Origin of the sequence: Delftia tsuruhatensis NBRC 16741 (genome assembly GCF_001571325.1) — a bacterium.
Lineage (GTDB): Bacteria > Pseudomonadota > Gammaproteobacteria > Burkholderiales > Burkholderiaceae_C > Comamonas > Comamonas tsuruhatensis.
Map to the genome: position 1 here is coordinate 162,406 of NZ_BCTO01000021.1, position 25,499 is coordinate 187,904.

Genomic DNA, 25,499 nt, shown 5'->3' on the forward strand with positions numbered 1-25,499 from the left:
ATGAGCCAGGACGACACTCGCGATCTTGGCACGCCACAGGCGGGCAAGGTCGCGCCCGAGGCGGTGGCGCTGCGCGCCCAGCCGCGCCCGGTCACACGTCTGAATCGGCGCACCTTGGCCATGCTCACGGGCGGCCTGTCGGTCGCCGTGCTAGGGGCCACGATCTGGTCATTGCAGCCACATCGGCGCGGCGCAGGCGAGCAGACCGAGCTTTACAACGTGGATCGAGTCTCGAAGTCCGAGGGGCTGGATGGCCTGCCTTCGGATTACTCCAAGCTGCCGAAGGTGCCGGAGCTGGGGCCGCCGCTGCCGGGCGATCTCGGCCCTGCCATCGTGAAGGCGCAGCAGCCGGTGACACCCACGTATGCGCCACCGGGCCACGACCCGGAGGACGCTCGGCGCAAGGAAGCCGAAGCGGCAGCGGCTTCCTCGGTGTTCTTCCGTTCTGGTACGCCCGGCAAGACCGCAGCGCCAGCGAATGCGCAAGCGGCTGGCCCGGCATCGACCTTGGCGGGCTTCGACCCGCTGGCCGCTGGGCCGGCCTCGACGGCTGCCCTGCCTGCCGACCCGACCGCCGTGCAGAACCGGCAAGACCAGAAAGAGGCTTTCCTGAAAGGCGGTTCTACGGAAACCCGCAATTCCGGCAATCTGCAAATGCCGACCTCGCCGTACCAGGTGATGGCCGGGACGGTGATCGCCGGGGCGCTGGTGACAGGCATCAAGTCTGACCTGCCGGGCGACGTGATTGGCACGGTGACGGAGTCGGTCTACGACTCGGCCACCGGCAAGTTTCTGTTGATCCCTCAGGGCTCGCGCCTCATGGGCAAGTACAACAGCCAGGTGAGCTATGGGCAGAGCCGCGTGCAGTTGGTGTGGAACCGCATCATCTTGCCGGACACGTCTTCGCTGAAGCTCGACAACCTCGCGGGCACCGACCCGGCCGGCTACTCCGGCCTGGAGGATGGCGTCGATTGGCACTGGGATCGCGTCTTTGCCGGTGCGGCGCTGACGACACTGCTGGGCGTGGGCGCGGAGCTGGCCGCGCCGGAGAACCGGCAGAACGGCAACCGCATCGTGATTGCCGGGCGCGACAGCGCGCAGGACAGCATCAATCAGGTCGGCCAGGAGATGACCCGGCGCAACATGAACATTCAGCCGACCTTGACGGGGCGGCCGGGCCTGCCGGTGCGGATCATCGTCAACCGTGACCTGATGCTGCGACCGTACCAGCCGCTTTTCGTCCAGAGAGGAGCGGCGAAATGAACACCTCCAAGAAATTGCGGCTTGGGCCGCTACCCAAGACCGAGAGCACGAAGCTCACGTTTTTGTGCCCGGTCAGCCTAAAAGCTGATCTCGACCGCTATGCCGTGGCGCACTCGCAGGCGTATGGCGAGGCAGTCGATGCCACTACGTTGATTCCTCTTATGCTGGAGGCGTTCATGGCCGGCGACCGGGGATTCAGGAAGGGTGGCGGGAGCAAGGCCATACCCTGAAGTAGGGTTGACGATGTGGACGCATCCGCTACCCCTTCACGATGAAAGCGCAGTCCACTGACTGCGCTTTCGCTTTTGACGGGGCTTGCGGCAGGGCGAGACTATGATGGTGCGATCTTGCCCGCCGCGGCGCCCCCACGCTTACCGCCGCGAAGCGCCTATGCAGCACCTAGCTCGAAAAGCAGCAAGAGCACTCAGCGGCTGAAATCTAGCCTAACCTATTGCCCTGTAAGAGCTTTTTCCCCACTGCATGTCTGAATGAAGGACTTGACAGCGGACATTTTTCATGGGCGGGCGCAGGCACGCTTTTTGCCGCAGATCGGGCCTGAAGCTTTCCTCAAGCTGACGCTTGACCGAGTTTATTCATCGATGACAGCATACGCCTTGTGAATCATGGCCTCAATGCTCTCATTAATAGAGCAAATAATGGCCGGATTGCAACCCCCAAGGGCTTGAAACAGCCCAAAACAGGCCTTCTTCGGCTCATGCGTTTTGACGCAGTAAAACCTGTTTTATATAATTTCGGCTTCTTTACAACCTGCCAAGCAGGTCATCGGCACCGTCTTCACGGCCTGCCGATCCCTCCGGCGGATCGTTGTGCTCCCGGCACAGCCCCGTCAACCGGGCCGAAACTCGGTCCTGATGTTGTGGGGCATCGCGCTGGCTGATCTTCAGCCACGATGCCCGCCTGAGACACCGCGCGCGCTTGCCGCCGGCTGCTCTCGACCTCTGGCTCTTGCGCACCGCTTCGCGTGCCATCCGAGCCGTCTCGGGTGCTTTCGCACCTGTTTGAATTCCAGCAACGGGGGACGGCCGTCCCCTGCAGCGAACGGCATCAGGGCTTCATTTTTGGCTTGCGCGCCAGCGTCTTCGCCCGTCGAGGACGCTGGACTGTGTTCCATCTCACCCAAAAGGAGAACGCCACAGTGGCCAAGCAGATCATCATCGATCATGTGTTCAAGGTTTTCGGGGACGACCCCAGGACCGCACTCGAGCTCGTCCAACAAGGCCTGAGCAAACAGGAGATCCTGGAGCGCACGGGCCAGTCCATCGGCGTGTTCGACGCCGACTTCACCATCGAGGCCGGCGAGATCTTCGTCGTCATGGGCCTGTCGGGCTCGGGCAAGTCCACCCTGGTGCGCATGCTCAACCGCCTGATCGAGCCCACGGCCGGGCGCATCGTGGTCGATGGCCAGGACATCAATGCCCTGAGCGAGCGCGATCTGCGCGCGCTGCGCCGCAAGGACATCTCCATGGTGTTCCAGTCCTTTGCGCTGATGCCGCACATGACGGTGCTGGACAACACGGCCTTCGGCCTGGAGCTGGCCGGCGCCGACAAGGCCGAGCGCCAGAAGCAGGCCCAGGCCGCGCTGGAGCAGGTGGGCCTGGGCGCCTGGGGCGCAAGCTATCCCGACGAGCTGTCGGGCGGCATGCAGCAGCGCGTGGGCCTGGCCCGGGCGCTGGCGTCCGATCCGTCCATCCTGCTGATGGACGAGGCCTTCTCGGCCCTGGACCCCATCATCCGCACCGAGATGCAGTCCGAGCTGCTGCGCCTGCAGCAGATCCAGCGCCGCACCATCGTCTTCATCTCGCATGACCTGGACGAGGCCATGCGCATCGGCGACCGCATCGCCATCATGAAGGACGGCCAGGTGATCCAGGTCGGCACGCCCGACGAGATCCTGCGCAGCCCCGCCGACGACTATGTGCGCAGCTTCGTGCGCGGCGTGGACGCGGCCTCGGTCTTCAAGGCCGGGGACATTGCGCGCCAGGCCCTGACCGTGGTGTCGGAGCACAGCGACCGCGGCTGCCGCGCAGCCCAGCGCCTGCTGGAAGACTCCGACCGCGACTACGCCTATGTGGTCAACGCGCGCCGCCGCTTCCTGGGCGTGGTGTCCTCGCAATCGCTGCGCGACGCACTGCATGGCCGCCCGGGCATGCTGGGCCTGAGCCACGCCTTCCTGCCCAACGTGGAGCCGCTGTCCGCAGGCACGCCCGTGGCCGAGCTGTTCGGCCCCGTGGCCGCTGCGCCCTGCGCGCTGCCGGTGACCAGCGACGACGGCCAGTTCATGGGCGTGGTCAGCCGCACCACCATGCTGCGCTTCCTGGACCGCGACACGCCGCCCGTGCCGCCGCCGCAGGAGATCGTGCCGCCCGTCACGCTCAACCCGCATTTCCCGGCCTCCAACGCCCCCACCGTCGCGCCGACCGTGGAGCCGATCGAACAACGACAAGGAGATGCCGCATGAGCGACGCCAACAACAGCCTGAACCCGAACACCGCCGCTGCCGCCACCGATCCCTGGGCCGAAGCAGGTGCCAATGCAAACGCAGCCCCTGCTGCCGCCGATGCCGCGGCCCCCGCAAGCGCCGATCCCTGGGCAGCCGCCTCCACGCAGGCGCCCGCCGATGCGTCGCCCGATCCCTGGGGCGCTGCCAGCAGCGGCGATGCACCGGGCGACGACTGGCTGGGCGCGTCGGCCGGGGTTCCCGACGACGCACAGGCCAGCCTCTGGCACCAACTAACCACGGACGGCCTGCCCGTGCAGGGCTGGATCAACAGCGGCCTGGAATGGGTGGTCCACCATTTCCGCCCCTTCTTCCAGGCCGTGCGCACGCCCATCGACGGCACGCTGTCGGGCATCACCGATGCCATGCTGGCCCTGCCCTGGCCGCTGCTGATCCTGATCCTGACCCTGGTGGCCTGGCAGTTCGCGGGCCGCGCCATGGCCATTGGCGCCGCCGTTTCGCTGGTGGTCGTCGCCATGCTGGGCATCTGGCCCGAGGCCATGGTGACGCTGTCGCTGGTGCTGACCTCGCTGGTGTTCTGCATGGTCATCGGGCTGCCCGTGGGCATCCTGCTGGCCTCCAGCGACCGTGCCCAGCGCTGGACGAGGCCGCTGCTCGACGCCATGCAGACCACGCCGGCCTTCGTCTACCTGGTGCCCGTGGTGATGCTGTTCGGCATCGGCAACGTGCCCGGCGTGATCGTGACCATCATCTTCGCGCTGCCGCCGCTGATCCGCCTGACCAACCTGGGTATCCGCCAGGTGCGCCCCGACCTGATCGAGGCCAGCCGCGCGTACGGCGCCTCGCCCTGGCAGCTGCTGTGGAAGGTGCAGCTGCCGCTGGCCATGCCGTCCATCATGGCCGGCGTGAACCAGGCGCTGATGCTGTCGCTGTCGATGGTGGTGATCGCCTCCATGATCGCCGTGGGCGGCCTGGGCCAGATGGTGCTGCGCGGCATCGGCCGCCTGGACATGGGCCTGGCCACCGTGGGCGGCCTGGGCATCGTGCTGCTGGCCATCGTGCTGGACCGCATCACCCAGGCCATGGGACAGACCACCCGCGGCGGCGCGCGCTGGTGGCACAGCGGCCCCGCCGGCTGCATTGCCCGCCTGCTGGGCGCCGGCAGCAAGCCGGTTCATCGCGGCAGCACCAGCTGAACGCCTTGCCTGCGGCGCGGACGGGCCTTCTGCCGCGCCGCCTTCCCGAAAAACGGCCAGCCCCGCTGGCCGCCCGCTCCCCTTTCATCACACAACGGAGGAACCCGAGGATGATCCAAGCCCTGAACCCCAACCGACTGCAGGCCAACGCACTGCGCCACTGGCTGCGCGCCGGCGCCATCGCCACAGGCATTGCGCTGGCCTGCGCCAGCGCATGGTCGGCCGACGAACAGCCCGGAAAGGGCGTGAAGGTGTTGCCACTGAAGAGCTCCATCGCCGAAGAGAGCTTCCAGACCCTCATCGTCATGAAGGCCCTGGAGAAGCTGGGCTACGACGTGCAGCCCTTCCAGGAGGTCGAGTACCCCACGGCCCACGTGGCGATTGCCAATGGCGATGCCACTTTCCTGGCCACGCACTGGAACCCGCTGCACGCCGACTACTACAAGAACGCGGGCGGCGACGCCAAGCTGTTCCGCAAGGGCGTGTACTCGGACAACGCCGCCCAGGGCTACCTGATGGACAAGAAGACGGCCGACCAATACAAGATCACCAACCTCGGCCAGCTCAAGGACCCCAAGATCGCCAAGCTGTTCGACTCGGACGGCGACGGCAAAGCCGACCTCACCGGCTGCACGCCGGGCTGGGGCTGCGAGGCCGTGATCGAGCACCACCTGACGGCCTACAAGCTGCGCGACACCGTGACCCACAAGCAGGGCACCTACTCGGCGCTGATCGCCGACACCATCTCGCGCTACAAGGCCGGCAAGCCCATCCTCTACTACACCTGGACGCCCTACTGGGTGAGCAACGTGCTCAAGCCCGGCAAGGACGTGGTATGGCTGGAGGTGCCGTTCTCCTCGCTGCCCGGCGAGCAGGCCAAGCTGGACACCAAGCTGCCCAACGGCAAGAACTACGGCTTCGTGGTGAACAAGCAGCAGATCATCGCCAACAAGGCCTTCACCGACAAGCATCCCGATGCCGCCAAGTTGTTCGAGCTGATGCAGGTCCCCGTGGGTGACATCAGCGCACAGAACCACATGATGAGCCAGGGCCAGAGCAAGCCTTCGGACATCAACCGCCATGTGGACGGCTGGATCAAGGCCCACCAGAAGACCTTCGACGGCTGGCTGGAACAGGCCCGCGCCGCAGCCCGCTGAACGCTGCGGGGGAGCCGCGCCAGGCGCTCCCCCGGCTTCCTGCTTCAAAGGCCCGATTCGGCGGGCCTTTTGAACATGCGCAGGGCGATGGCCGTGACCACCACGCCCGCCACCAGCGCCACCGCATACATGGCCACATGGGTCACGGCATTGGGAATGGGTGCGACGAAGATGCCGCCATGCGGCACCTTCAGCTCCACCCCCGCCAGCATGGACACGGCACCGGCCACGGCCGAGCCCAGTACCAGGGCCGGAATCGTACGCAGCGGATCGCGCGCCGCATAGGGAATGGCCCCCTCGGTGACAAAGGCCAGGCCCAGCACGCCGGCCGAGGCGGCGCTGCCGCGCTCCTCGCGCGTGAAGCGGTCGGCAAACAGGCGCGTGGCCAGGGCCAGCCCCAGCGGCGGCGTCATGCCGGCAATCATGGCCGCAGCCATGGGCGTGTAGACCTGGCTGGCGATCATTCCCGTGGAAAACGCATAGGCGGCCTTGTTCACCGGCCCGCCCATGTCAAAGGCCATCATCGCGCCCAGCAACAGGCCCAGCAGCAAGGCACTGGCGCCCTGCATGCCGCGCAGCCAGGCGCTCAGCCACTGCAGCAGCTCGGCCACGGGCGCACCGACCAGATAGAACATCAGCAGCCCCGTGAACAGGCTGCCCAGCACGGGCAGGATGAGCATGGGCAGCAGGCCCTTGAGCGCCTGCGGCAGCCGGATGTGCGCCGCCATGAAGGCCACGCCGTAGCCTGCAATGAAGCCGGCCGCAATGCCGCCGATGAATCCCGCCCCCATGCTGGACGCGATCATCCCGCCGATCATGCCCGGCGCAATGCCGGGCCGGTCGGCAATGGAATAGGCGATATAGCCGGCCAGTGCCGGCACCATCAGCGCAAAGCCGCCCTTGGCGCCGATCTGGAACAGCGTCCATCCCAGCGTGCCCTGGTGGGCATCGTCATGGACATAGATGCCGCCCAGCGCAAAGGCCATGGCGATCAGAATGCCGCCGGCCGTGACGAAGGGCAGCATGAAGGACACGCCGGTCATCAGGTGGCGATAGGCACCGCCCTGGATCCGGGCCGGCGTGGGCGCGGCGCTGCCTGCAGCAGCAGCGCCCACGGCGGCACCATGCACGGTGGCTTCGGCCAGCGCCTTGGCGATCAGCCCCGAGCCGTCGCGTATGGCCGGCTTGGTGCCGCTGCGCAGCAGCGGCTTGCCCGCGAAGCGCGAGAGATCCACCTCGCGGTCGGCGGCGATGATGACCAGGTCGGCCTCGGCAATCTCCTGCGGCGTCAGCGCATCGAGCGCGCCCACCGAGCCTTGCGTCTCCACGCGCATGGCGTGGCCCAGCGCCGCCGCGCCGCGCTGCAGGCCCTCGGCCGCCATGAAGGTATGGGCGATGCCTGTGGGGCAGGAGGTGACGGCCACGATCCGCTTGCCCAGGCTCTCGCCCGTGCGCTGTGCTGCGGGACTGGCGGCAGCGCAGCGTGCAAGCACGCCGGCCGGATCATCAAGCGCCTCGCGCAGGCTGCAGCGCTCGACGGCGGCGTGCACGAAGCGGGAGGCATCGGCGGCGGTATCTGCATCGTCATGGGTGCCGGCATCCCCCACGATCAGCAATTGCCCGGCCTGCGCGGCGGCATCGGCCGCATGCAGCCCGATCACACCGCCGCTGGCGCGCACTTCCACGGCCAAGGGACGCTGTCCGGCCGCATGGCGCAGGGCTTCGGCGGCCAGCAGCGCTTCGGCGTCGTGCCCGGCGGCTGCGATCACCACAAAAAGAGGGTTCATGAGAGCTCCTGAAGAATGGGGGATCACGGCCACTGGCATGGCTCCAGCAGCACGCTGGCAGCCAGGGCCTGGACGCGGTTGGCATCGACTTCGCGCGCGGGCACTGCCTGCAGCCAGGCCAGCGCGCTGGCCGTGGACAGGCGTGCGGTGTCCGCCAGATCCAGTCCGCGCAGCCGCGCGGCCACCATGCCCGCGACCATGGCATCGCCCGCGCCCACGGAGCTGCCGCGCGCCCGCTGCGGCGGCCGCGCGATCACCGCGCCTTGCGTGGTGGCGAACAGCGCGCCCTCCTCGCCCATGGACACCACGGCCAGTCCCAGCCCCCTGTCCAGCAGGCGGCGCGCGGCGGCCAGCAGCGCGTCGCGGCCGTCCAGGCGCAGGCCGGTGGCGGCCTGCAACTCCTCCCGGTTGGGCTTGATGGCCCAGGGCATGGCCGCATGGGGTGCCGCCAGGGCAGCAGCCAGGGGGCCCTCGCTGGTGTCCAGCAGCACGTCGGCGCCGGCAGCCACGGCCTGGGCCTGGAGCCGGGCCCAGCTGTCCGCAGGCAGGCCGGCCGGCAGGCTGCCCGACAGCACCACGGCCAGGCCGGGCCGCAGATACCGGGCCAGCGTGGACATGACGGCGTCCAGATGCGCTTCGGCCAACACCAGGCCCGGCAGGTTGATGTCCGTGGTCTGGCGTCCGCCGTCGGCCACCAGCTTGATGTTGGTGCGCGTCTGGCCCGGCACGCGCAGGCAGGCGTCGGCAATGCCGCGCTGGGCGAACAAGGCCTCGAACATGCCGGCATTGTCACTGCCCAGCACGCCCAGCGCGGCCGTGGAAATGCCCAGGCCCGCCAAGGCGGCGGCAACATTGATGCCCTTGCCGCCCGGCGCCTGCACGCTGCCCAGCGCGCGCTGCACCTGGCCGGGCAGCAGCGCATCCAGGGTCACAAGCTGGTCTATGGCCGGGTTCAGGGTCACGGTGATGGCTTGCGGGGCGTTCATGCCGTCACCTCCTTGGCCAGTGCCCGCACCTGCGCGGCATCCTCGCAGCCGAGCGCCCTGTCTGCGAGCGCCTGCAGCTGCCGCAGGCTGGCCGCGCGCAGGCCGGCCTTGACACCGGCGATGTCGTTGGGGGTCATGGACAGCTCGCCCACCCCCAGCCCGGCCAGCAGCAGCGCACCGAACGGGTCGCCAGCCAGTCCGCCGCAGACGCCCACGGGGCGCGCACGGGTGGCAGCGCCCTGCACGGTGGCGCGCACCATCCGCAGCACGGCCGGATGCAGGCTGTCGGCCTCGGCCGCCAGCTGCGGGTTCTGGCGGTCCATGGCCAGCACGTACTGGGTCAGGTCGTTGGTGCCTATGGAGAAGAAATCGGCGTGGCGGGCCAGTGCGTCGGCCTGCACGGCGGCGGCGGGCACCTCGATCATGATGCCCAGCGGCAGGACCGGGGCGTCCAGTTCGGCACGCAGCCGTTCGCAGGCCGCGCGCAGCGCCAGCAGCTCCTGCACGCTGGTGACCATGGGAAACATCACGGACAGCCTTGCGCCATCGCGGGCCGCCCGGTACAGGGCGCGCATCTGGGGCTCCAGCAGGTCGGGGCGGCGCAGCAGCAGCCGCGCGCCGCGCACGCCCAGGAAGGGGTTGTCCTCGCGCGGCAACTCCAGGTGGGCGACCTGCTTGTCGCCGCCGATGTCCAGCGCGCGGACGATCAGCGGCCGGCCCTCCAGCGCCTGCGCCATGGCGCGGTAGGTTTCGTACTGCTCGTCCTCGCCGGGCGTGCTGCCGCGCTCCAGGAACAGGAATTCCGTGCGCATCAGGCCCACGCCCTCCGCGCCCTGGGACAGGGCCAGCGGCACCTGCCCGGGCAGGTTGACGTTGGCGCAGACTTCGATGCGCACGCCATCGGTGGTGATGGCAGGCAGGCTGCGCTGCGCGGACACGCGTTCCTGCAGCGCCCGCTGCTCGGCCATGTGGGCACGCGCCGAAGCCAGGTCCTGCTCCGAGGGATCAAGGTAGATGCGGCCATTGGCGCCATCGACGATGGCCAGGGCCCCATCGGCCATGCCCAGCACGCCGCCGCCTGCCGCCACGGCGGCCGGCAGCCCCAGCGTGCGCGCGAGTATGGCCGTGTGCGAGGTGGGACTGCCCTGCGCCGTGACCAGCGCGGCCACGCGCGCCGTGTCCAGCTGGGCGGTTTCCGAGGGAGAAAGATCGGCCGCGACCAGGATGCAGCCGCCTTCCGGCAGGCCATCCGGCCCCGCCGCTGCCAGCGAGGGCTGCAATTGCACGAGCACGCGCCGGCCCACGTCGCGCAGGTCGGCGGCACGCGCGGCCAGCGCAGGGTTGTCCAGCGCCTGGAGACGGGCAGCGCCCTCCTCCACGGCCTGGTCCCAGGCCCAGGCCACGCCGTGGCCCTGGACCATGAACTGGCAGGCGCGCGTGATAAGTCCGGTGTCGCCCAGCCACTCGGCCTGCGCGCTGAAGATGGCCGCATCGCCTTCGCCCAGGCGGTGGCGGGTGTCGTCATGCAGGGCGCGCAGCTGGCCCTGCGTCTCGGCCAGCGCCGCATGCAGCCGCGCACCGCCCACGCTGAGCGGCTCGGGCAGGTCGGGGATCTCGGCGGCCTCCACACGCCACTGGTGGATGCGGGCCACGGCCAGCCCCGGGCTGGCGCCCAGGCCCACAAAGGCAGGCCGCGCCAGCGGCGGCAGCCAGCCCGTGGCGGGCGATTCGGCCGCCTTGCGCGCAGCGGCGTCGGCATCGGCACGTTCCTGGGCCACCAGGGCCTGGGCCACGGCGCACAGGCGCTGGACCGCGGCCCTGGCGTCGAGCCCCTCTGCCGAGACGGTGACCTTGTCGCCTTCGCGCAGTCCCAGCTGCAGCAGGCTGGCCATCTGCCGCGCATCGGCCACCTCGCCGCCATGGCGCACCTGCATGCGCGAGGCAAAGCCGCGCGCCGCCTCCGCCCAGCGCGTGGCAGGCCGCGCATGCAGGCCGTTGGGATAGGCAATGGTCCATTCGCACGCCTCGGCCAGGTCCACTGCCGCCGGGCGGGCGGCAGGCGGTGCCGGGTCCGCCTGCCCCTGGAGTGCATCGATGACCTGCTGCGCATCGCCGGTGGTGAACAGCGCCTGCAGCCGGGGTGTCTGCAGCAGGCCGGCCAGGCGGCGCAGCAAGGTGATGTGGGCATCGGAGCGTGCCGCCACCGCCACGACCAGATGCACGTTCTGGCCGGCATTCCAATCCAGGCCCTCGCGCACCTGGAGCACGGCCACCGCGTCGCGCAGCACCAGGGCCCGGTCTTCGGCGCGGCCGTGGGGAATGGCCACGCCGTGGCCCAGAAAGGTTTCGGCCTGGGCCTCGCGCGCCTGCATGCCGGCGGCATAGCCAGGGGCCACGCAGCCGCTGTCCTGGAGCAGCCGGGCGGCCTGGTCAATGGCGTCGGCCTTGTCGCGCACCCTGGCGCCCAGGCGCACGGCGATCTGCAGGCCCGCAGGAGCGGTGGGTGCAACCGCCGGGAGGGATGAATGGGCATTGTTCATGGCGCGGATTGTGGGAACGTTCCCAACCATCAGTCAATCTGCACTGCAACATAACCTGGCCACCATCCGGCCATACCCCGGCATTTCTTTGGAGTTATCCTCTGCGGCACACCACAACCAACGGGAACGATTGCATTGAGCATCAGCATCAACGATGTGGCCCGTGCGGCCGGGGTTTCCAAATCAACGGTATCGCGCGCGCTGGCGGGCGGCTCGGTCAGCGAGGAGGTCCGGGCGCGGGTCGCGGCCGCCGTGCAGGCCACGGGCTACCGGCCCAATCTGATGGCACGCCGGCTGCGCGCGCGCGACGCAGGGCCCATGGGCGTGCTGGTGGCCGACATACGCAACCCGTTTTTCACGGCCCTGATCCGCGCGGTCGAGGCCGAGGCCTATCGCCAGGGCCGGCGCGTGCTGTTGTGCAATACCGACGAAGACCCGCAGCGCGAAGCCATGTACCTGCAGCTCATGCAGGAAGAGCGCATCGCGGGGCTGATCTTTGCGCCCACCCAGGCCAGCCTGCACAAGCTCGAGCGCATGCAGCTGGAGTTTCCCGTTGTCCTGGTGGACCGGGCGGGCGCCCCGGCCTTCCATGACAGCGTGGTGCTGGACAACGCCCAGGCCTGCGCCACCCTGGTCAGGCATCTGGTGGAACAGGGCCGCCGCCGCATTGCAGGCGTCTTCGGCAGCACCAGCAGCACGGCGCGCGAGCGCTGCGACGGCTATCTGGCCGCCATGCGCGATGCAGGCCTGGAGCCCGACTTGCGCCAATTGCCCCCGACCAGCGATGCCGCCGAGGCCGAAGTCACGCAATGGCTGCGCCAGCCGCAGCGGCCCGACGCCTTCGTGGCCAGCAACGGCCTGCTGCTGGAAGGCTGCCTGCGCGCGATACGCGCCGCAGGCCTGCGCATCCCCGGCGATGTGGCGCTCGCCGGCTTCGACAACGAGCGCTGGACAAAACTGGTGGCCCCCGCCATCACCGTCATCGAGCAGCCGATCGACGCCATGGGCCGAACGGCCTTCAGCCTGCTGATGGAGCGGCTGCATGCGCCCGAGCTGCCCGTGCGCAAGGTGGTCATGCAGGGGCGCTGCATAGTGCGCGAGTCCACGCAGGCGATTCGCTGAGCGCGGCTTTCGGGGCCGCCTGCCAAGCCCCGCCTCAGGAGGGGGCACATGGACTTTCAATGTTACAAACAGTCGCAAACAACGGACTTGCACCCATAATCGCTCACAATTTTGTCCCGTTGACCTCATGAACCAGCCCCAACATCCCATCGTCCATGGCACGGAAGACGTGCTGATCAGCCTCTGCAACTCCGTCTCGCGCGTGCTCCAGGTGGCCACGCAGTGCCAGATCCAGTATTCGGGCATGGTGCAGCGCATCACCAAGACCAGCCTCAAGCCCGACATCGGCTGCTTTGTCCTGGTGGACGGCGGCTTTTCGGGCCTGGTGATCATCAACTTCTCGGCCGCCGCCGCCATGGAGCTGTACCGCAGCTACATGCTGAGCATGGGCATGGGTGAAGAGGACCTTGCCAGCTCCTACACCTCCGACGATGTCAGCAACGTCATGGGCGAGCTGATGAACCAGGTGGTGGGCGACTTCACCAGCAAGGTCCAGCGCGAGCTTCAGACCTACATCACGCAAAGCCAGCCAAAGATGATCCGCCTGAACAAGCAGGTCAACCTCAGCGTGGATGCCAACCTCGACTCTCCCGAGGCGCGCCGCGTGACCTTCTACACGGGCAACAACAACATCTTCTATCTCGAGCTGGCCATGGACCGCACGGAGTTCATCAAGGTGGTGGATTTCGAACCGCAGGAGCGCCCCGACCCGGACGCCCTCATGGCGCAGGCCAACGCCAGCGCCCCCGCCGCAGCGCCTGAACCGGCCGGCAGCACGGACACCGACGAACTGCTCAAGTCCCTGGGCATGTAGGCCCCGCCTCCCCTGCGGGGGCCAAAACCCTGACGCCTGCGGATGTATCAGGCGGCTCCGGGAAACGATATCGTTGACATGCAGATAATTGGAATGCCAACTATTTGAATGCCACGATGTCTTCCCTTCCCGACCAGTCCCCGCCCGCGCAAGCCGATGCCGCCAGCGTGCAGCGGCATTTCATGTTCACGCTGGGCCAAGTCAACAAGCAATGGCGCCGCACGCTGGACAGGCTGCTGGCGCCCATGGGCCTGACCCAGGCGCTGTGGATGCCGCTGATGCATCTGGCGCGTTCGCCTGAAGCCATGCGCCAGAAGGATCTGGCCCATTCCCTGGCGCTGGACAGCTCCTCGGTCGTGCGCCTGGTGGACGGCCTGGCCGCCCAGGGCTGGATAGAGCGCGTGGACGACAGCGACCGCCGCGTCAGGAAAATCCAGCTCACGCCAGCCGGCCATGCCCAGGTCGAAGCCGTGCAGGGCCTGCTGCAGCAGGCCCGCGCCCAGGTGCTGGGCGCCGTGCCGCCCGAGGAGCTGGACGCGGCCTACGCCACGCTGCAGCGCCTGCTGGAGGCCATGGCCGCCGAGCCCGCCTGCGACACGGACCTGCCCGACGAGCAGGCTGCCTGAGATGGCTGCCGAGCACTCTTCGCTGCCACCCGCCCAGGACCATGCACCGGCCAGCCGCAAGGCGCCGCTATGGCTGCTGGTGGTCGTGACCATCGTCGGCACGCTGGCCATGCACATGTTCCTGCCCGCCCTGCCCGATGCGGCACGCCAGCTCCAGGCCGGCGCCAGCCAGATGCAGCTGACCATCACGGTCTACATCCTGGGCCTGGGCGTGGGCCAGTTGATCTATGGCCCGCTGTCGGACAGCCTGGGGCGCCGGCCCATGCTGCTGGCCGGACTCATCCTCTATGCGCTGGCCAGCCTGGCGGCCTTTCTCGCCCCGTCCGCCCCCTGGCTGATCGGCGCGCGGCTGCTCCAGGCGCTGGGCGGCTGCGCGGGCCTGGCCCTGGGCCGCGCCATTGCGCGCGATTCGAGCACGCCCGAGAACGCCGTGGGCAGCCTGGCGCTGCTCAACCTGATGATGATGATCGGCCCCGGCATCGCGCCGGCCATCGGCTCGGCCATCGACGACGCCCTGGGCTGGCGCGCCATCTTCGGCACGCTGGCCGTGGTCGGCGGCGTGACGGCCTTCGCCATCTGGAAGCTGCTGCCCGAAACCGGCCAGCCCACGGGCCGCCTGCACCTGGGCACCATCCGCGACGACTACCGCAGCCTGCTGCGCTCGCCGGCCTTCGTAGGCTTTGCCGTGGGCGGCGGCTGCGCCACCACGTCCATCTATGCCTTCCTGGCGGCGGCGCCCTTCGTGTTCATCGAGCAGCTGCATTCCACCAAGCATGAGGTGGCCATCTACCTGGGCCTGCTCATGGGCGGCATGGCCGTGGGCAATGCGCTGGCCCGCCAGCTGATACGCCACTGGCCCCTGGAGCGGCTGATGCTCAACGGCAATCTGCTGAGCCTGGCCAGCGCGGCCATGCTGCTGTTGCTGGCCCTGTTCAACCAGCTCACGCCGGCCATCGTGGTGGGGCTGATGGTGCTGTTCGCGCTGGGTTCGGGCCTGACCAGCCCTGCGGCGCTGGCCAGCGCGCTGAGCGTTCATCCGCGCCTCACGGGCTCGGCCGCAGGTGTCTACGGCAGCACGCAAATGGCCGTGGGCGGCCTGTGCACCTTGGGCGCCAGCCTGGGCAGCAACCCGGCGCTGTCGGCCGCGCTGGCCCTGGTCGTGGCGTGCGTGGTGGGGCAGTTGGGCTTTCGCAGCGCGCTGCGCCACGCGCAGCGTGCGCCCGGCTGAGGGCCATGGTCCCCGAGGCGACGGCCCGGCCGCGCGGAGCGCAGGCGGGGCCAGGGCCTCGATTACATTGGCGCAGCCGTGGGCCCTTGCCACGGACCACAGGAGACAAAAAACATGCGCCAACTTTCCTTTTCCATCGTCCTGCGCCAGGCCGCCTCCGGCACGCTGGCGGCCGCCGCGCTGCTGGCCGGCCCGGCCGCCCAGGCCGGCTCCATCGAGGCCGCCGAGTTCAAGAGCGCCACGCTGCAGCGCAGCTGGACCTACAACGTCTACCTGCCCACGGGCTACGACGCCCAGTCCAGGCTGCGCTATCCCGTCATGTACCTGCTGCACGGCAACGACGGCCAGCGCAACGACTGGCCCGTCAAGGGCAACCTGCTGCGCACGGTGGACCAGCTGATCCAGAACGGGGAGATCCCGCCCGCCATCATCGTCATGCCCGACGCGGGAACGACCTGGTACGTGGACCTCAAGGAGCCCATGGAGACGGCCTTCTTCCAGGACCTCGTCCCCCATGTCGAGAAGAAGTACCGCACCCTCACCAGCCGCGATGGCCGCGTGATCGGCGGCCTGTCCATGGGCGGCTATGGCGCGCTGCGCTACGTGCTCAAGTACCCCGAGAAATTCCAGGCCGCCGCCCTGCTCAGCCCTGCCATCTACAACCCAGAGCCGCCCGCCGATTCCTCGGCACGCTCGGTCAAGGTCTTTGCCGAACCTCACACGGGCGGCCAGTACAGCACCACGGTCTGGAAGAGCTACAACTACCCCGTGCTGTGGGACAGCTTTCTCGCCCGCAAGATCAGCGTGCCCATGTACATCAACTCGGGCGACGACGATGAATTCATGATCGAGTCCGACGCCGCCCAGCTCTACGCCCAGCTGCGCAGGAACAAGCAGCCTGCCGAGCTGCGCATCGTCAACGGCAAGCATGAATGGCCGGTCTGGGAAAGCACCATCGGCGACGCGCTCAAGTATGTGTTCCGCACTGTGCGCCGCCCGCAGGCGGACAACTGAGCCAGGCCATGAAGCAAAAAAAGGGGAGCCGGCCGGCTCCCCTTTTTGATTGCATCAGCAGGTCTTACAGATTGCCGACCATCTTGGCAGGGATCACCCAGGCGTCGAACTGTTCACCGGTCAGGTGGCCCGATGCCACGGCCGCTTCGCGCAGGCTGGAGCCTTCCTTGTGCGCCTTCTTGGCGATGTAGGCCGCCTTGTCGTAGCCGATGTGCGGGTTCAGCGCCGTCACCAGCATCAGCGAGCGCTGCACCAGCTCGGTGATGCGCTCGCGGTTGGGCTCGATGCCCACGGCGCAGTGGTCGTTGAAGCTCTTCATGCCATCGGCCAGCAGGCGCACGCTCTGCAGGAAGTTGTGCGAAACCATGGGGCGGAACACGTTCAGCTCGAAGTTGCCCGAGGCGCCGCCGAAGTTGATGGCCACGTCGTTGCCGAAGACCTGGGCCGCCAGCATGGTCACCGCCTCGCTCTGCGTGGGGTTGACCTTGCCGGGCATAATGGACGAGCCGGGCTCGTTCTCGGGGATGGAGATCTCGCCCAGGCCGCTGCGCGGGCCCGAGGCCAGCCAGCGCACGTCGTTGGCGATCTTCATCATGCTGGCGGCCAGCGTCTTGAGCGCGCCGTGGGCGTGGACCAGGCCGTCGCACGAAGCCAGGGCCTCGAACTTGCTGGGCGCCGTCACGAACGGGTAGCCGGTGAGCTGGGACAGCTCGGCCGCCACGCCCTCGGCATAGCCCTTGGGCGCATTCAGGCCCGTGCCCACGGCCGTGCCGCCCAGCGCCAGCTCGTACAGGTGCGGCAGCGCGGCGCGCACATGCTTTTCGCCATGGGCCAGCTGGGCCACCCAGCCCGAGATTTCCTGGCCCAGCGTCAGCGGCGTGGCGTCCTGCAGATGGGTGCGGCCGATCTTGACGATGTCGGCATAGGCCTCGCTCTTGGCCTGCAGCGTATTGCGCAGCAGGGCAATGGCGGGCAGCAGCTTTTGCTCGATGGCCGTGACGGCAGCCACGTGCATGGCGGTCGGGAATACGTCGTTGCTCGACTGGCTCTTGTTCACGTCGTCATTGGGGTGGACCAGGCGCGACTCGCCTCGCTCGCCACCGAGGATTTCGCTGGCGCGGTTGGCCAGCACCTCGTTGACGTTCATGTTGGTCTGCGTGCCCGAGCCGGTCTGCCAGACTACCAGCGGGAACTCGTCCGGGTGCTTGCCGGCGATCACCTCGTCGGCGGCGGCCAGGATGGCCCGGGTCTTCTTCTCGTCGAGCAGGCCCAGCTTGTGGTTGACGGTGGCCGAGGCCTTCTTGACCTGGGCCAGCGCGTGGATGATCTCGCGCGGCTGCTGCTCGCCGCTGATGTCGAAGTTCTGCAGCGAACGCTGCGTCTGCGCACCCCAAAGCTTGTCTGCGGGGACGGCTATGGGTCCGAAAGTGTCTTTTTCCTGGCGGGTCGCGGTCATTGGTGTGGACTCCTTGGTGAAAACAACGCGGCGCAGTTGGCTGGAGGCAGGTCGGCGGGCCGCGCGCTGCGTGGCTCGGGGATGTCTGGCTGGCGGGGCCGCAATGGCAAAAACCCGCCCATGGTAACTCCGCAAATGGGAACCTCTCGCATCCATCCCCCACTGAGGTGTCGCCGAGGCGGGCTTGTCCAGGCAAACCCCTCGACTCTTGTACAAGACTGCACCCCTTGCGTGCACTTTCCGCCGCGCAGCGCCGATAATCGCCCCCGGGATTCCCCTCCCCTGTTCCCCCGATCAAAAAGACACCCCACCGATGACCACCACGATCCGCCAGCAGGACCTGATCGATTCGATCGCAGGCGCCCTGCAGTACATCAGCTACTACCACCCCGCCGACTACATCGCCCACCTGGCCCGCGCCTACGAGCGCGAGCAGAGCCCGGCGGCCAAGGACGCGATGGCCCAGATCCTGACCAACTCCAAGATGTCGGCCACCGGCCACCGCCCGATCTGCCAGGACACCGGCATCGTCAACGTGTTCCTGAAGGTGGGCATGGACGTGCGCTGGGAAGGCTTCACGGGCGGCCTGGAAGACGCCATCAACGAAGGCGTGCGCCGCGGCTACAACCACCCCGACAACACGCTGCGCGCCTCCGTCGTGGCCGATCCGCTGTTCGCGCGCAAGAACACCAAGGACAACACGCCTGCCGTCATCAACGTGCAGATCGTGCCCGGCGACAAGCTGGACGTGACCGTGGCGGCCAAGGGCGGCGGCTCGGAGAACAAGTCCAAGATGATCATGATGAACCCCAGCGACAACCTGGTGGACTGGGTTCTCAAGACCGTTCCGACCATGGGCGCGGGCTGGTGCCCGCCGGGCATGCTGGGCATCGGCATCGGCGGCACCGCCGAGAAGGCCGTTCTGCTGGCCAAGGAAAGCCTGATGGAAGACCTGGACATGTACGAGCTGCAGGCCAAGGCCGCGCGCGGCGAAAAGCTCGACCAGGTCGAGGAACTGCGCCTGGAGCTGTACGAGAAGGTCAACGCCCTGGGCATTGGCGCGCAAGGCCTGGGCGGCCTGGCAACCGTGCTGGACATCAAGATCAAGATGTACCCCACGCATGCGGCCTCCAAGCCCGTGGCCATGATCCCCAACTGCGCGGCCACGCGCCACGCGCACTTCGTGATGGACGGCTCCGGCGCGGTCTACATGGACGCCCCCTCGCTGGACCTGTGGCCCAAGATCGACTGGGAGCCCGACTACAACAAGTCGCGCCGCGTGGACCTCAACGCCCTGACCAAGGAAGAAGTGGCCAGCTGGAAGCCCGGCGACACACTGCTGCTCAACGGCAAGATGCTCACGGGCCGCGATGCCGCCCACAAGCGCATCCAGGACATGCTGGCCAAGGGCGAGAAGCTGCCCGTGGACTTCACCAACCGCGTGATCTACTACGTCGGCCCGGTGGACCCGGTCAAGGACGAAGCCGTGGGCCCCGCAGGCCCGACGACGGCCACCCGCATGGACAAGTTCACCGACATGATGCTGGAGCAGACCGGCCTGATCGCCATGATCGGCAAGGCCGAGCGCGGCCCGGTGGCCATCGAGTCCATCAAGAACCACAAGTCGGCCTACCTGATGGCCGTGGGCGGCGCCGCCTACCTGGTGTCCAAGGCCATCAAGAACGCCAAGGTCGTGGGCTTCGAGGACCTGGGCATGGAAGCCATCTACGAATTCGACGTGGTGGACATGCCCGTGACCGTGGCCGTGGATGCCGGCGGCACCAGCGCCCACATCACCGGCCCTGCCGAATGGCAAAAGCGCATCGCATCCGGCGAGTTCAAGACCATTGAGATTGCCTCGGCCTGACGCCGGCGCCAAGCGCAAAGAGGCCGCCTTCGGGCGGTCTTTTCATTGGCGCGGGCATTTGTGACAGACTGCCCGCTGCCTGCAACACTGCCCATTCAACATGACCACCGCGCTCGTCCTCATCGCCCTGCTGGCCGTGACCAGCCTGGCGTGGCGCCTGTCCTCCCGCCGCCATGTCCTGCCCTGCCCGTCCTGGCTGCGCTGGATGGTCGAGCTTGACAACCCCTTCGCGGCCAGCAACAAGGCCGCCTTCATCGTCGGGCAACTGCAGATCCAGCCAGGCATGAAGGTGCTGGACGCGGGCTGCGGCCCGGGCCGCGTCACCCTGCCGTTGGCACGTGCCGTCGGTGCGCAGGGACAGGTGCTGGCCGTGGACCTGCAGCCGGCCATGCTCGAACAGGTGGCGGCCAAGGCGTGCGCGCAGGGGCTGGAGAATGTGCGCACCCAGGCGGCGGCGCTGGGCCAGGGGCAGCTGGCAGCCGAGCAGCACGACCGCGCCGTGATGGCCGCCGTGCTGGGAGAGATCCCGGACCGCCAGGCCGCGCTGGCCGACGTGTTCCAGAGCCTGCGCCCCGGCGGCCTGCTGGCCGTGGCCGAGCTGGTCTTCGACCCGCATTTCCAGCGCCGCACCAGCGTGGAAAAGCTGGCAGGCAAGGCAGGCTTCATCCCCCACTCCTTCCACGGCCATGCGGCCGCCTATCTGCTGGTGCTGCAGCGCCCTCTCCAACCATGACCACCACACATTCTCCTGTAGCGACCCTGCGGACCCCGCGCCTGATACTGCGCCAGTGGCAGGCCGGCGACCGGCAGCCCTTTGCCGCGCTGAATGCCGACCCACAGGTCATGGAGCACTTTCCGGCACTGCTCAGCCGTGAACAAAGCGATGCCATGGCAGACAGGATCCAGGCACTGATCGAGGAACGCGGCTGGGGCTTCTGGGCGGCAGAGCACCTTGCCAGTGGCGAGTTCATGGGCTTCATCGGGCTGCACACTCCCGCCGCGTCTTTGCCGTTCTCGCCCTGCGTGGAAATCGGCTGGCGGCTCGCCCGGCCTTTCTGGGGCCAGGGCCTGGCCAGCGAAGGCGCGCGGGCGGCGCTGGCGCACGGCTTCGGCGCGTTGCATCTGGAGTCCATCGTCTCGTTCACCGCGCTGTCCAACCTGCGTTCGCAGGCCGTGATGCAGCGCCTGGGCATGGAGCGCGACGCCCATGACTTCGACCATCCGGAGGTGCCGGCAGGCCATGCGCTGCGCAGGCATTGCCTGTACCGCCTGACACATGCCCAATGGCTGCAGCAGCAAGCCATGGCCCGAGCATGAACGCGCCCGAGCGGGCATACTGGGCGCCGCCTCCAAAAGCCTTTATCCGCATCTCCACATGACCTCCCCGGCCTCTCCCATCGGCGTCTTCGACAGCGGCATCGGCGGCCTCAGCGTGCTGCAGGCGCTGCGCCATGAGCTGCCGCATGAGCGCTTCATCTACCTGGCCGACAGCGGCTATGCACCGTATGGCGATGCACGCGGCGACGCCTTCGTGCAGCAGCGCACGCGCACCATTGCGCGCCACCTGTGCGAGCAGCACCAGATCAAGGTACTGGTGATCGCCTGCAATACGGCCACGGCCGCTGCCGTGGACATGCTGCGCGCTGAAATGCCCGAACTGCCCCTGATCGGTGTGGAGCCCGCCATCAAGCCCGCTTCGCTATCGAGCCAGACCGGCCACGTGGGCGTTATGGCCACGCGCGGCACGGTGAGCAGTGCGCGCTTTGCCCGGTTGGTGGCCGACCATGGCCAGCGCTTGCAATTCCATGTCCAGCCCTGCGACGGTCTGGCCAAGGCCATCGAGGAAAGCACGGAGCAGCCCGTTCCCGCCGACCCCATGGCCACCGAGGTCGCGCGCCTGTGCGCCAGGTATGTGAATGCCCTGGGCAGCTTCGGACAGAAGACGGGCGAGATGGATTCCCTGGTGCTGGGCTGCACCCACTACATATTCGCCCGCGAGCAGTTGCGCACGCTGCTGGGGCCGGACATCCAGTTCATCGACACCGGTGCCCCAGTGGCCCGCCAGACGCGGCGCGTGCTGGACCGCCTGGGCACCCTGGCCAGCGAAACAGGACCCTTGCCCGCGGCGGAGGGCCAGGTCCGGTTGATGACCACGGGATCGCTGCAGGCCCTGCAGTCCGCCGCATCGCGCTGGCTGGATCTGCCCGCGCAATGCTGCTCGTCCGTTCAGGTCGGCGAATCCAGCGCCATCCCCACGGCCGCTTGAATCACGGCTGCGCCTGCCACAGGCGCCGGCCCGAGTGGTCCATCCAGCTCAGGTACAGCCGCAGCTCGAACTCCAGCTGGTGGTATTCGGGCTCCATGTGGGTGCACAACTGGTAGAAGGCCTTGTCGTGATCGGGCTCGCGCAGGTGGGCCAGCTCGTGGACGACGATCATGCGCAAAAAAGCCTCGGGCGCTTGCTTGAACAGTGCACCGATGCGGATCTCATGCCGTGCATTGAGGCGGCTTCCCTGCACCACGGCGCGGCGCGTGTGCAGGCCCAGGGCGTTGTGGACCACATGGATGCGGCCGTCGTAGGCTACCTTGTTCAGCGTGCCGGCATTGCGCATGTGCCGGCCCTTGAGGGCATCCACATAGTCATAGAGGCTCTTGTCCGTGCGCACGGCATGGGCCTCGGGATGCTTGCGCAGCAGCCAGGCCTCGGCCTTGTCATCGGCCAGCCAGCCACGCACCTGTGACTGCAGCGCGGCCGGGTAGGCGGACAGGTAGGGAAGCGGCAGTGCACCGCCAGCCACCTCGCGCCGCTGCTCGCGCTGGCGGCGCACGGTCTCGGTGACTGCTCCGGAATACTTGGGCGTGCTGGCCTGTGCCGCCATGGCTGTACGCTGCGCGGGGCAGCGCCTTGCGCTCAATGCAGGTGGCGGGGCCGGCGGTTGCCGCCGTGGCCCGAACCCGATCCGCCCATGCCGCGCGGCGGCTTGCCGATCTCCAGCGAGCTGACCAGGGCGTCGAAGCGCTGGGAGAACAGCTTGTCGATCTCCTGCACCACGCCACCCAGCTCGGAGCCGTCGAAATGGCGCTCCATCAGGTTGACCACGTCCTGCACCAGCAGGTCGCGCTGCACTTGCATGATGGCCGCGGGCGTCGGGCCCACGAAGAGCATGACGAAGTCGTCGCGCGACTCGGCCTCTTCGGACTCCTCTTCCTCGTCGAACTCGGTGTCGTAGAAGGTCACCTCGATGGCAGCGCCCTGCTCGGCCAGCTCGTTGATGCCCATGCACATGTCGTCCAGCGACTGGCGGAAGTCCTCATCGCCGCGCACCGTCCAGCACACCTGGAGCAGGCGCTCCTTGGTATCGAACTGGATGCCAGGCTCTTCTTCGTAGACGCTGCCAGCGCCATCGGCCAGGGAGCGGGCACCCGCATACTTCCACAGCGGGCCCAGCGCTTCCTGCAACTGCTCGTAGGTCGTGTCGGGGCGCAGCAGCACCTGGCCGTGCACGTGGATTTCAAATGGAGCGTTGTAATTCGACATGTTCTCGTCTGGGATGAGTTTGGCCACACCTGTCACGCCGCACCATGTGCCACGATCAATGTCAACGGAACGCATGCAGGCATCGCCATCACTGTCTGCCCGAGCCGCGCCATCCAGGCAAGCAGCCCGGGGCCTGATGAAGGGATTCTCGCACGTAATGCAGCCGGCAAGGACTTGGCGGCGCATGGCCACAATGCGGTGCTGCAAGAGCACGAAGCCAGCAACATGCACTGCGCAGCGCCGCGAAACATTGCGCAACCGCAGCATTCGCCTTAACGCAAAATTGCTACAAAGATTGCAGCATCAGAACGTTGCTGCACATAGCTCATGGTGCCCCGAGCCGGGATCGAACCGGCACGCCCCTGTTCGGAAGCGGCGGATTTTAAGTCCGCAGTGTCTACCAATTTCACCATCGGGGCCCTGCGCCGCAGCGTCACAGGCCAACGCAAGCTGCTCATGCCTGCGAACTGCAGCACCAACGAAAAAGGGAAGCGTTACCGCTTCCCTTTTTTCTGAATTGGAGCGGGAAAACGGGTTCGAACCGTCGACCTCAACCTTGGCAAGGTTGCGCTCTACCAACTGAGCTATTCCCGCATATCTGTCAAGCTGTGCGCCTCACAGAGCAGACTTGAATTCTAGCGCAGATTTCCGGCACTCCGGACCAAGTCCGGAAAAAATCCACGTCGAAGCGGATCAATGCCCACCCGCACAGCAGCCCGCTCCATGCCGTCGCTTACTTGCCGTCGATGCGGTCCTGCATGCGCTTGGCGCGCTGTTCAGACGGGGGGTGAGAGCTCAGGATGGAGCTGCCGCCACTGCCACCGCTGAGCTTGGCCAGCTTCTGGAACGATGTGACTAGGCCCTGGCGACTCATCTTCTTTTCCGTGAGCAGGTCGAAGGAATAGTCATCAGCCGCCGACTCCTGGGACTGGGAGAACTGGGCGTTGATGAACTTCTCACCCAGATCTCCGGCCTGCGAGCGCGACAGCGAGGCCAGCGCCGAATTACCGCTATTGGCTGCAATCGAGCGCGCAGCCGATGCCGCATAGGCCGTTTGCATGCGCTTCTTGCTATGACCCAGCGCCACATGCCCGATCTCATGGCCAATCACGCCACGCAATTCATCGTCGTTCATCAGATCCATCAGGCCGCTGTAGACGCGAATGCAGCCATTGGCCATGGCCCAGGCATTCACGTCCTGCGTCATATAGACCTTGTAGACGGCTTTTTTCCCATTGACGGCCTGCGGCATGCTGGCAATGACCTTGTTCAGCCGCACCGTGTACTTGCTCTTGGCATCGGCCACCTTGTTCTGCGCATCCATGGCTGCGCAGGAGTCGTTGGACAGCGTGACCACATCGTCATCCGTGAGTGTCATGGCCTTCATGGCCGTGGAGCCCGAATCCAGCAGCCCGCCCACATCAGCGGACTCCATGGTTTTACAACCCGCCAGCACCACGCCGCTGGCAACAATCGCCGTCAATAGCTTGATCTTCATAATCCCTCCCGATGAATGAAGCGCGCATCATATCCACGACCGGCCAATTGAAACCACTGCCAATGGCAAGCCATTTGCACTTTTTTGCAATTTTCCAACCAACTTCCAATAAGCACGCTCGTGGCGAGGATCCAGGCAGAACAATTGGAAACAAAATAATTCACCGAACTGGCAATGAATTACAGAATGGAATTCTCTTCATGTCACAGAAGAACAAGCCCTGAACCACTCGCAGAGTGCCGAAACTTTAGAGAGAGGGAGAGATGGAGCTTGACCGGGCACGGGGCCGGCTCGAACCAGACAGCAAGGACAAGCCATGATCCTGACGCAGAAAAAGAAAAAGGCCCCGAAGGGCCTTTTGAACTGTTTTCGCAATTAATTTTTGGAGGCGCGAACCAGAGTCGAACTGGTCTAACCGGATTTGCAATCCGGGGCATAACCGCTTTGCTATCGCGCCAAGATCACTATCAAACAACTACAGCATTGCTGCAGCTTTTAGAAACTGGAGCGGGAAAACGGGTTCGAACCGTCGACCTCAACCTTGGCAAGGTTGCGCTCTACCAACTGAGCTATTCCCGCAAACATTCAAGCAACTACCCGTCACCTGAATCGAACGTACACAAGGCACATTCAAAACTGGAGCGGGAAAACGGGTTCGAACCGTCGACCTCAACCTTGGCAAGGTTGCGCTCTACCAACTGAGCTATTCCCGCTTGAATCATCCATTCTGGCAGCCAACCGCCACCAGAACCGAACACACCCGAAACGGCATGTTCAAAATCTGGAGCGGGAAAACGGGCTCGAACCGTCGACCTCAACCTTGGCAAGGTTGCGCTCTACCAACTGAGCTATTCCCGCATTTCTATCGAAGCCTGACATTCTACAACGTCGTTTGCTGCGATGGGATGAATTGTAGCGTAGTTCTTGG

21 protein-coding genes and 6 tRNA genes are annotated in these 25,499 nt (G+C 67.0%); 14 read left to right on the top strand and 13 right to left on the bottom strand.

What is annotated here, in order from left to right; all coding sequences use genetic code 11:
• The 5 genes from DTS01S_RS10240 (at window position 1) to proX (ending at window position 6,095) form a co-directional block, all read left to right on the top strand.
• On the top strand, window positions 1-1,263 hold the full coding sequence (locus DTS01S_RS10240; RefSeq protein WP_017407700.1) for a TrbI/VirB10 family protein: 1,263 nt from the start codon (window positions 1-3) through the stop codon (window positions 1,261-1,263).
• Complete coding sequence (locus DTS01S_RS10245) at window positions 1,260-1,493, top strand: DUF2274 domain-containing protein (RefSeq protein WP_017407699.1); 234 nt, start codon at window positions 1,260-1,262, stop codon at window positions 1,491-1,493. Before DTS01S_RS10240 ends, DTS01S_RS10245 begins: the two co-directional genes overlap by 4 nt.
• Before the next feature lie 926 nt (window positions 1,494-2,419).
• Window positions 2,420-3,742: a glycine betaine/L-proline ABC transporter ATP-binding protein ProV gene (gene proV, locus DTS01S_RS10250; RefSeq protein WP_139223856.1), complete on the top strand. Its 1,323-nt coding sequence runs from the start codon at window positions 2,420-2,422 to the stop codon at window positions 3,740-3,742.
• Window positions 3,739-4,938, top strand: a complete 1,200-nt coding sequence (gene proW, locus DTS01S_RS10255) for a glycine betaine/L-proline ABC transporter permease ProW (RefSeq protein WP_061287667.1) — start codon at window positions 3,739-3,741, stop codon at window positions 4,936-4,938. The genes proV and proW overlap by 4 nt, the downstream gene beginning before the upstream one ends.
• A gap of 110 nt (window positions 4,939-5,048) precedes the next feature.
• On the top strand, window positions 5,049-6,095 hold the full coding sequence (proX, locus tag DTS01S_RS10260; RefSeq protein ID WP_061287668.1) for a glycine betaine/L-proline ABC transporter substrate-binding protein ProX: 1,047 nt from the start codon (window positions 5,049-5,051) through the stop codon (window positions 6,093-6,095).
• Window positions 6,096-6,139: 44 nt separating this feature from the next.
• On the opposite strand, the gene DTS01S_RS10265 is transcribed toward proX, so the two are convergent.
• The 3 genes from DTS01S_RS10265 to ptsP are packed head-to-tail and all read right to left on the bottom strand — an operon-like array spanning window position 6,140 to window position 11,408.
• A complete protein-coding gene (locus DTS01S_RS10265) occupies window positions 6,140-7,882 on the bottom strand; it encodes a PTS fructose transporter subunit IIC (RefSeq protein ID WP_061287669.1) in 1,743 nt (580 codons plus the stop codon).
• Window positions 7,883-7,905: 23 nt separating this feature from the next.
• Window positions 7,906-8,868: a 1-phosphofructokinase family hexose kinase gene (locus tag DTS01S_RS10270; RefSeq protein WP_061287670.1), complete on the bottom strand. Its 963-nt coding sequence runs from the start codon at window positions 8,866-8,868 to the stop codon at window positions 7,906-7,908.
• Entirely contained in the window at window positions 8,865-11,408 is a 2,544-nt protein-coding gene (ptsP, locus tag DTS01S_RS10275; protein ID WP_061287671.1) for a phosphoenolpyruvate--protein phosphotransferase, read from the bottom strand. The genes DTS01S_RS10270 and ptsP overlap by 4 nt, the downstream gene beginning before the upstream one ends.
• Window positions 11,409-11,543: 135 nt before the next feature.
• Here ptsP and DTS01S_RS10280 point away from each other — a divergent pair, with 135 nt between their 5' ends.
• The 5 genes from DTS01S_RS10280 to DTS01S_RS10300 all read left to right on the top strand — a co-directional run bounded on the left by DTS01S_RS10280 (window position 11,544) and on the right by DTS01S_RS10300 (window position 16,212).
• On the top strand, window positions 11,544-12,530 hold the full coding sequence (locus DTS01S_RS10280) for a LacI family DNA-binding transcriptional regulator (protein ID WP_061287672.1): 987 nt from the start codon (window positions 11,544-11,546) through the stop codon (window positions 12,528-12,530).
• 127 nt (window positions 12,531-12,657) lie between these two features.
• Complete coding sequence (locus DTS01S_RS10285) at window positions 12,658-13,344, top strand: DUF3334 family protein (RefSeq protein ID WP_016445168.1); 687 nt, start codon at window positions 12,658-12,660, stop codon at window positions 13,342-13,344.
• Window positions 13,345-13,460: 116 nt separating this feature from the next.
• Entirely contained in the window at window positions 13,461-13,970 is a 510-nt protein-coding gene (locus DTS01S_RS10290) for a MarR family winged helix-turn-helix transcriptional regulator (protein WP_047217614.1), read from the top strand.
• A 1-nt stretch (window position 13,971) separates the two neighbouring features.
• Window positions 13,972-15,198, top strand: coding sequence for a multidrug effflux MFS transporter (locus DTS01S_RS10295; RefSeq protein ID WP_061287673.1), 1,227 nt, complete (start codon window positions 13,972-13,974; stop codon window positions 15,196-15,198).
• Between the two features lie 114 nt (window positions 15,199-15,312).
• Window positions 15,313-16,212: an alpha/beta hydrolase gene (locus tag DTS01S_RS10300; protein ID WP_016445165.1), complete on the top strand. Its 900-nt coding sequence runs from the start codon at window positions 15,313-15,315 to the stop codon at window positions 16,210-16,212.
• 64 nt (window positions 16,213-16,276) lie between these two features.
• On the opposite strand, the gene fumC is transcribed toward DTS01S_RS10300, so the two are convergent.
• Window positions 16,277-17,668, bottom strand: a complete 1,392-nt coding sequence (fumC, locus tag DTS01S_RS10305) for a class II fumarate hydratase (RefSeq protein ID WP_016445164.1) — start codon at window positions 17,666-17,668, stop codon at window positions 16,277-16,279.
• 313 nt (window positions 17,669-17,981) lie between these two features.
• On the opposite strand from fumC, the gene DTS01S_RS10310 reads away from it, so the two are divergent.
• The 4 genes from DTS01S_RS10310 (at window position 17,982) to murI (ending at window position 21,801) form a co-directional block, all read left to right on the top strand.
• A complete protein-coding gene (locus DTS01S_RS10310; protein WP_013803260.1) occupies window positions 17,982-19,535 on the top strand; it encodes a fumarate hydratase in 1,554 nt (517 codons plus the stop codon).
• 100 nt (window positions 19,536-19,635) lie between these two features.
• Window positions 19,636-20,268: a class I SAM-dependent methyltransferase gene (locus DTS01S_RS10315; protein ID WP_061287674.1), complete on the top strand. Its 633-nt coding sequence runs from the start codon at window positions 19,636-19,638 to the stop codon at window positions 20,266-20,268.
• Window positions 20,265-20,852 (top strand): GNAT family N-acetyltransferase, encoded by a 588-nt coding sequence (locus DTS01S_RS10320; protein WP_046239989.1) that lies wholly within the window; start codon window positions 20,265-20,267, stop codon window positions 20,850-20,852. Before DTS01S_RS10315 ends, DTS01S_RS10320 begins: the two co-directional genes overlap by 4 nt.
• A gap of 58 nt (window positions 20,853-20,910) precedes the next feature.
• A complete protein-coding gene (gene murI / locus DTS01S_RS10325; RefSeq protein ID WP_061287684.1) occupies window positions 20,911-21,801 on the top strand; it encodes a glutamate racemase in 891 nt (296 codons plus the stop codon).
• A gap of 1 nt (window position 21,802) precedes the next feature.
• Here the strand turns inward: murI and DTS01S_RS10330 are convergent, their stop codons facing one another.
• From DTS01S_RS10330 to DTS01S_RS10370, 9 genes are all read right to left on the bottom strand, one after another.
• Window positions 21,803-22,414, bottom strand: a complete 612-nt coding sequence (locus DTS01S_RS10330; protein WP_047217610.1) for a M48 metallopeptidase family protein — start codon at window positions 22,412-22,414, stop codon at window positions 21,803-21,805.
• A 32-nt stretch (window positions 22,415-22,446) separates the two neighbouring features.
• Entirely contained in the window at window positions 22,447-23,073 is a 627-nt protein-coding gene (locus DTS01S_RS10335; protein ID WP_013803265.1) for a DUF6806 family protein, read from the bottom strand.
• Between the two features lie 328 nt (window positions 23,074-23,401).
• Window positions 23,402-23,492: transfer RNA gene (locus DTS01S_RS10340), tRNA-Leu, on the bottom strand.
• Window positions 23,493-23,591: 99 nt separating this feature from the next.
• A tRNA-Gly gene (locus tag DTS01S_RS10345) sits at window positions 23,592-23,667 on the bottom strand.
• Window positions 23,668-23,806: 139 nt separating this feature from the next.
• A complete protein-coding gene (gene loiP, locus DTS01S_RS10350) occupies window positions 23,807-24,571 on the bottom strand; it encodes a metalloprotease LoiP (protein ID WP_016445158.1) in 765 nt (254 codons plus the stop codon).
• Window positions 24,572-24,954: 383 nt separating this feature from the next.
• Window positions 24,955-25,028 (bottom strand) — tRNA-Cys (locus tag DTS01S_RS10355).
• Window positions 25,029-25,074: 46 nt separating this feature from the next.
• Window positions 25,075-25,150 (bottom strand) — tRNA-Gly (locus DTS01S_RS10360).
• Window positions 25,151-25,208: 58 nt separating this feature from the next.
• A tRNA-Gly gene (locus tag DTS01S_RS10365) sits at window positions 25,209-25,284 on the bottom strand.
• 69 nt (window positions 25,285-25,353) lie between these two features.
• Window positions 25,354-25,429 (bottom strand) — tRNA-Gly (locus tag DTS01S_RS10370).
• Between the last annotated feature and the right edge of the window lie 70 nt (window positions 25,430-25,499).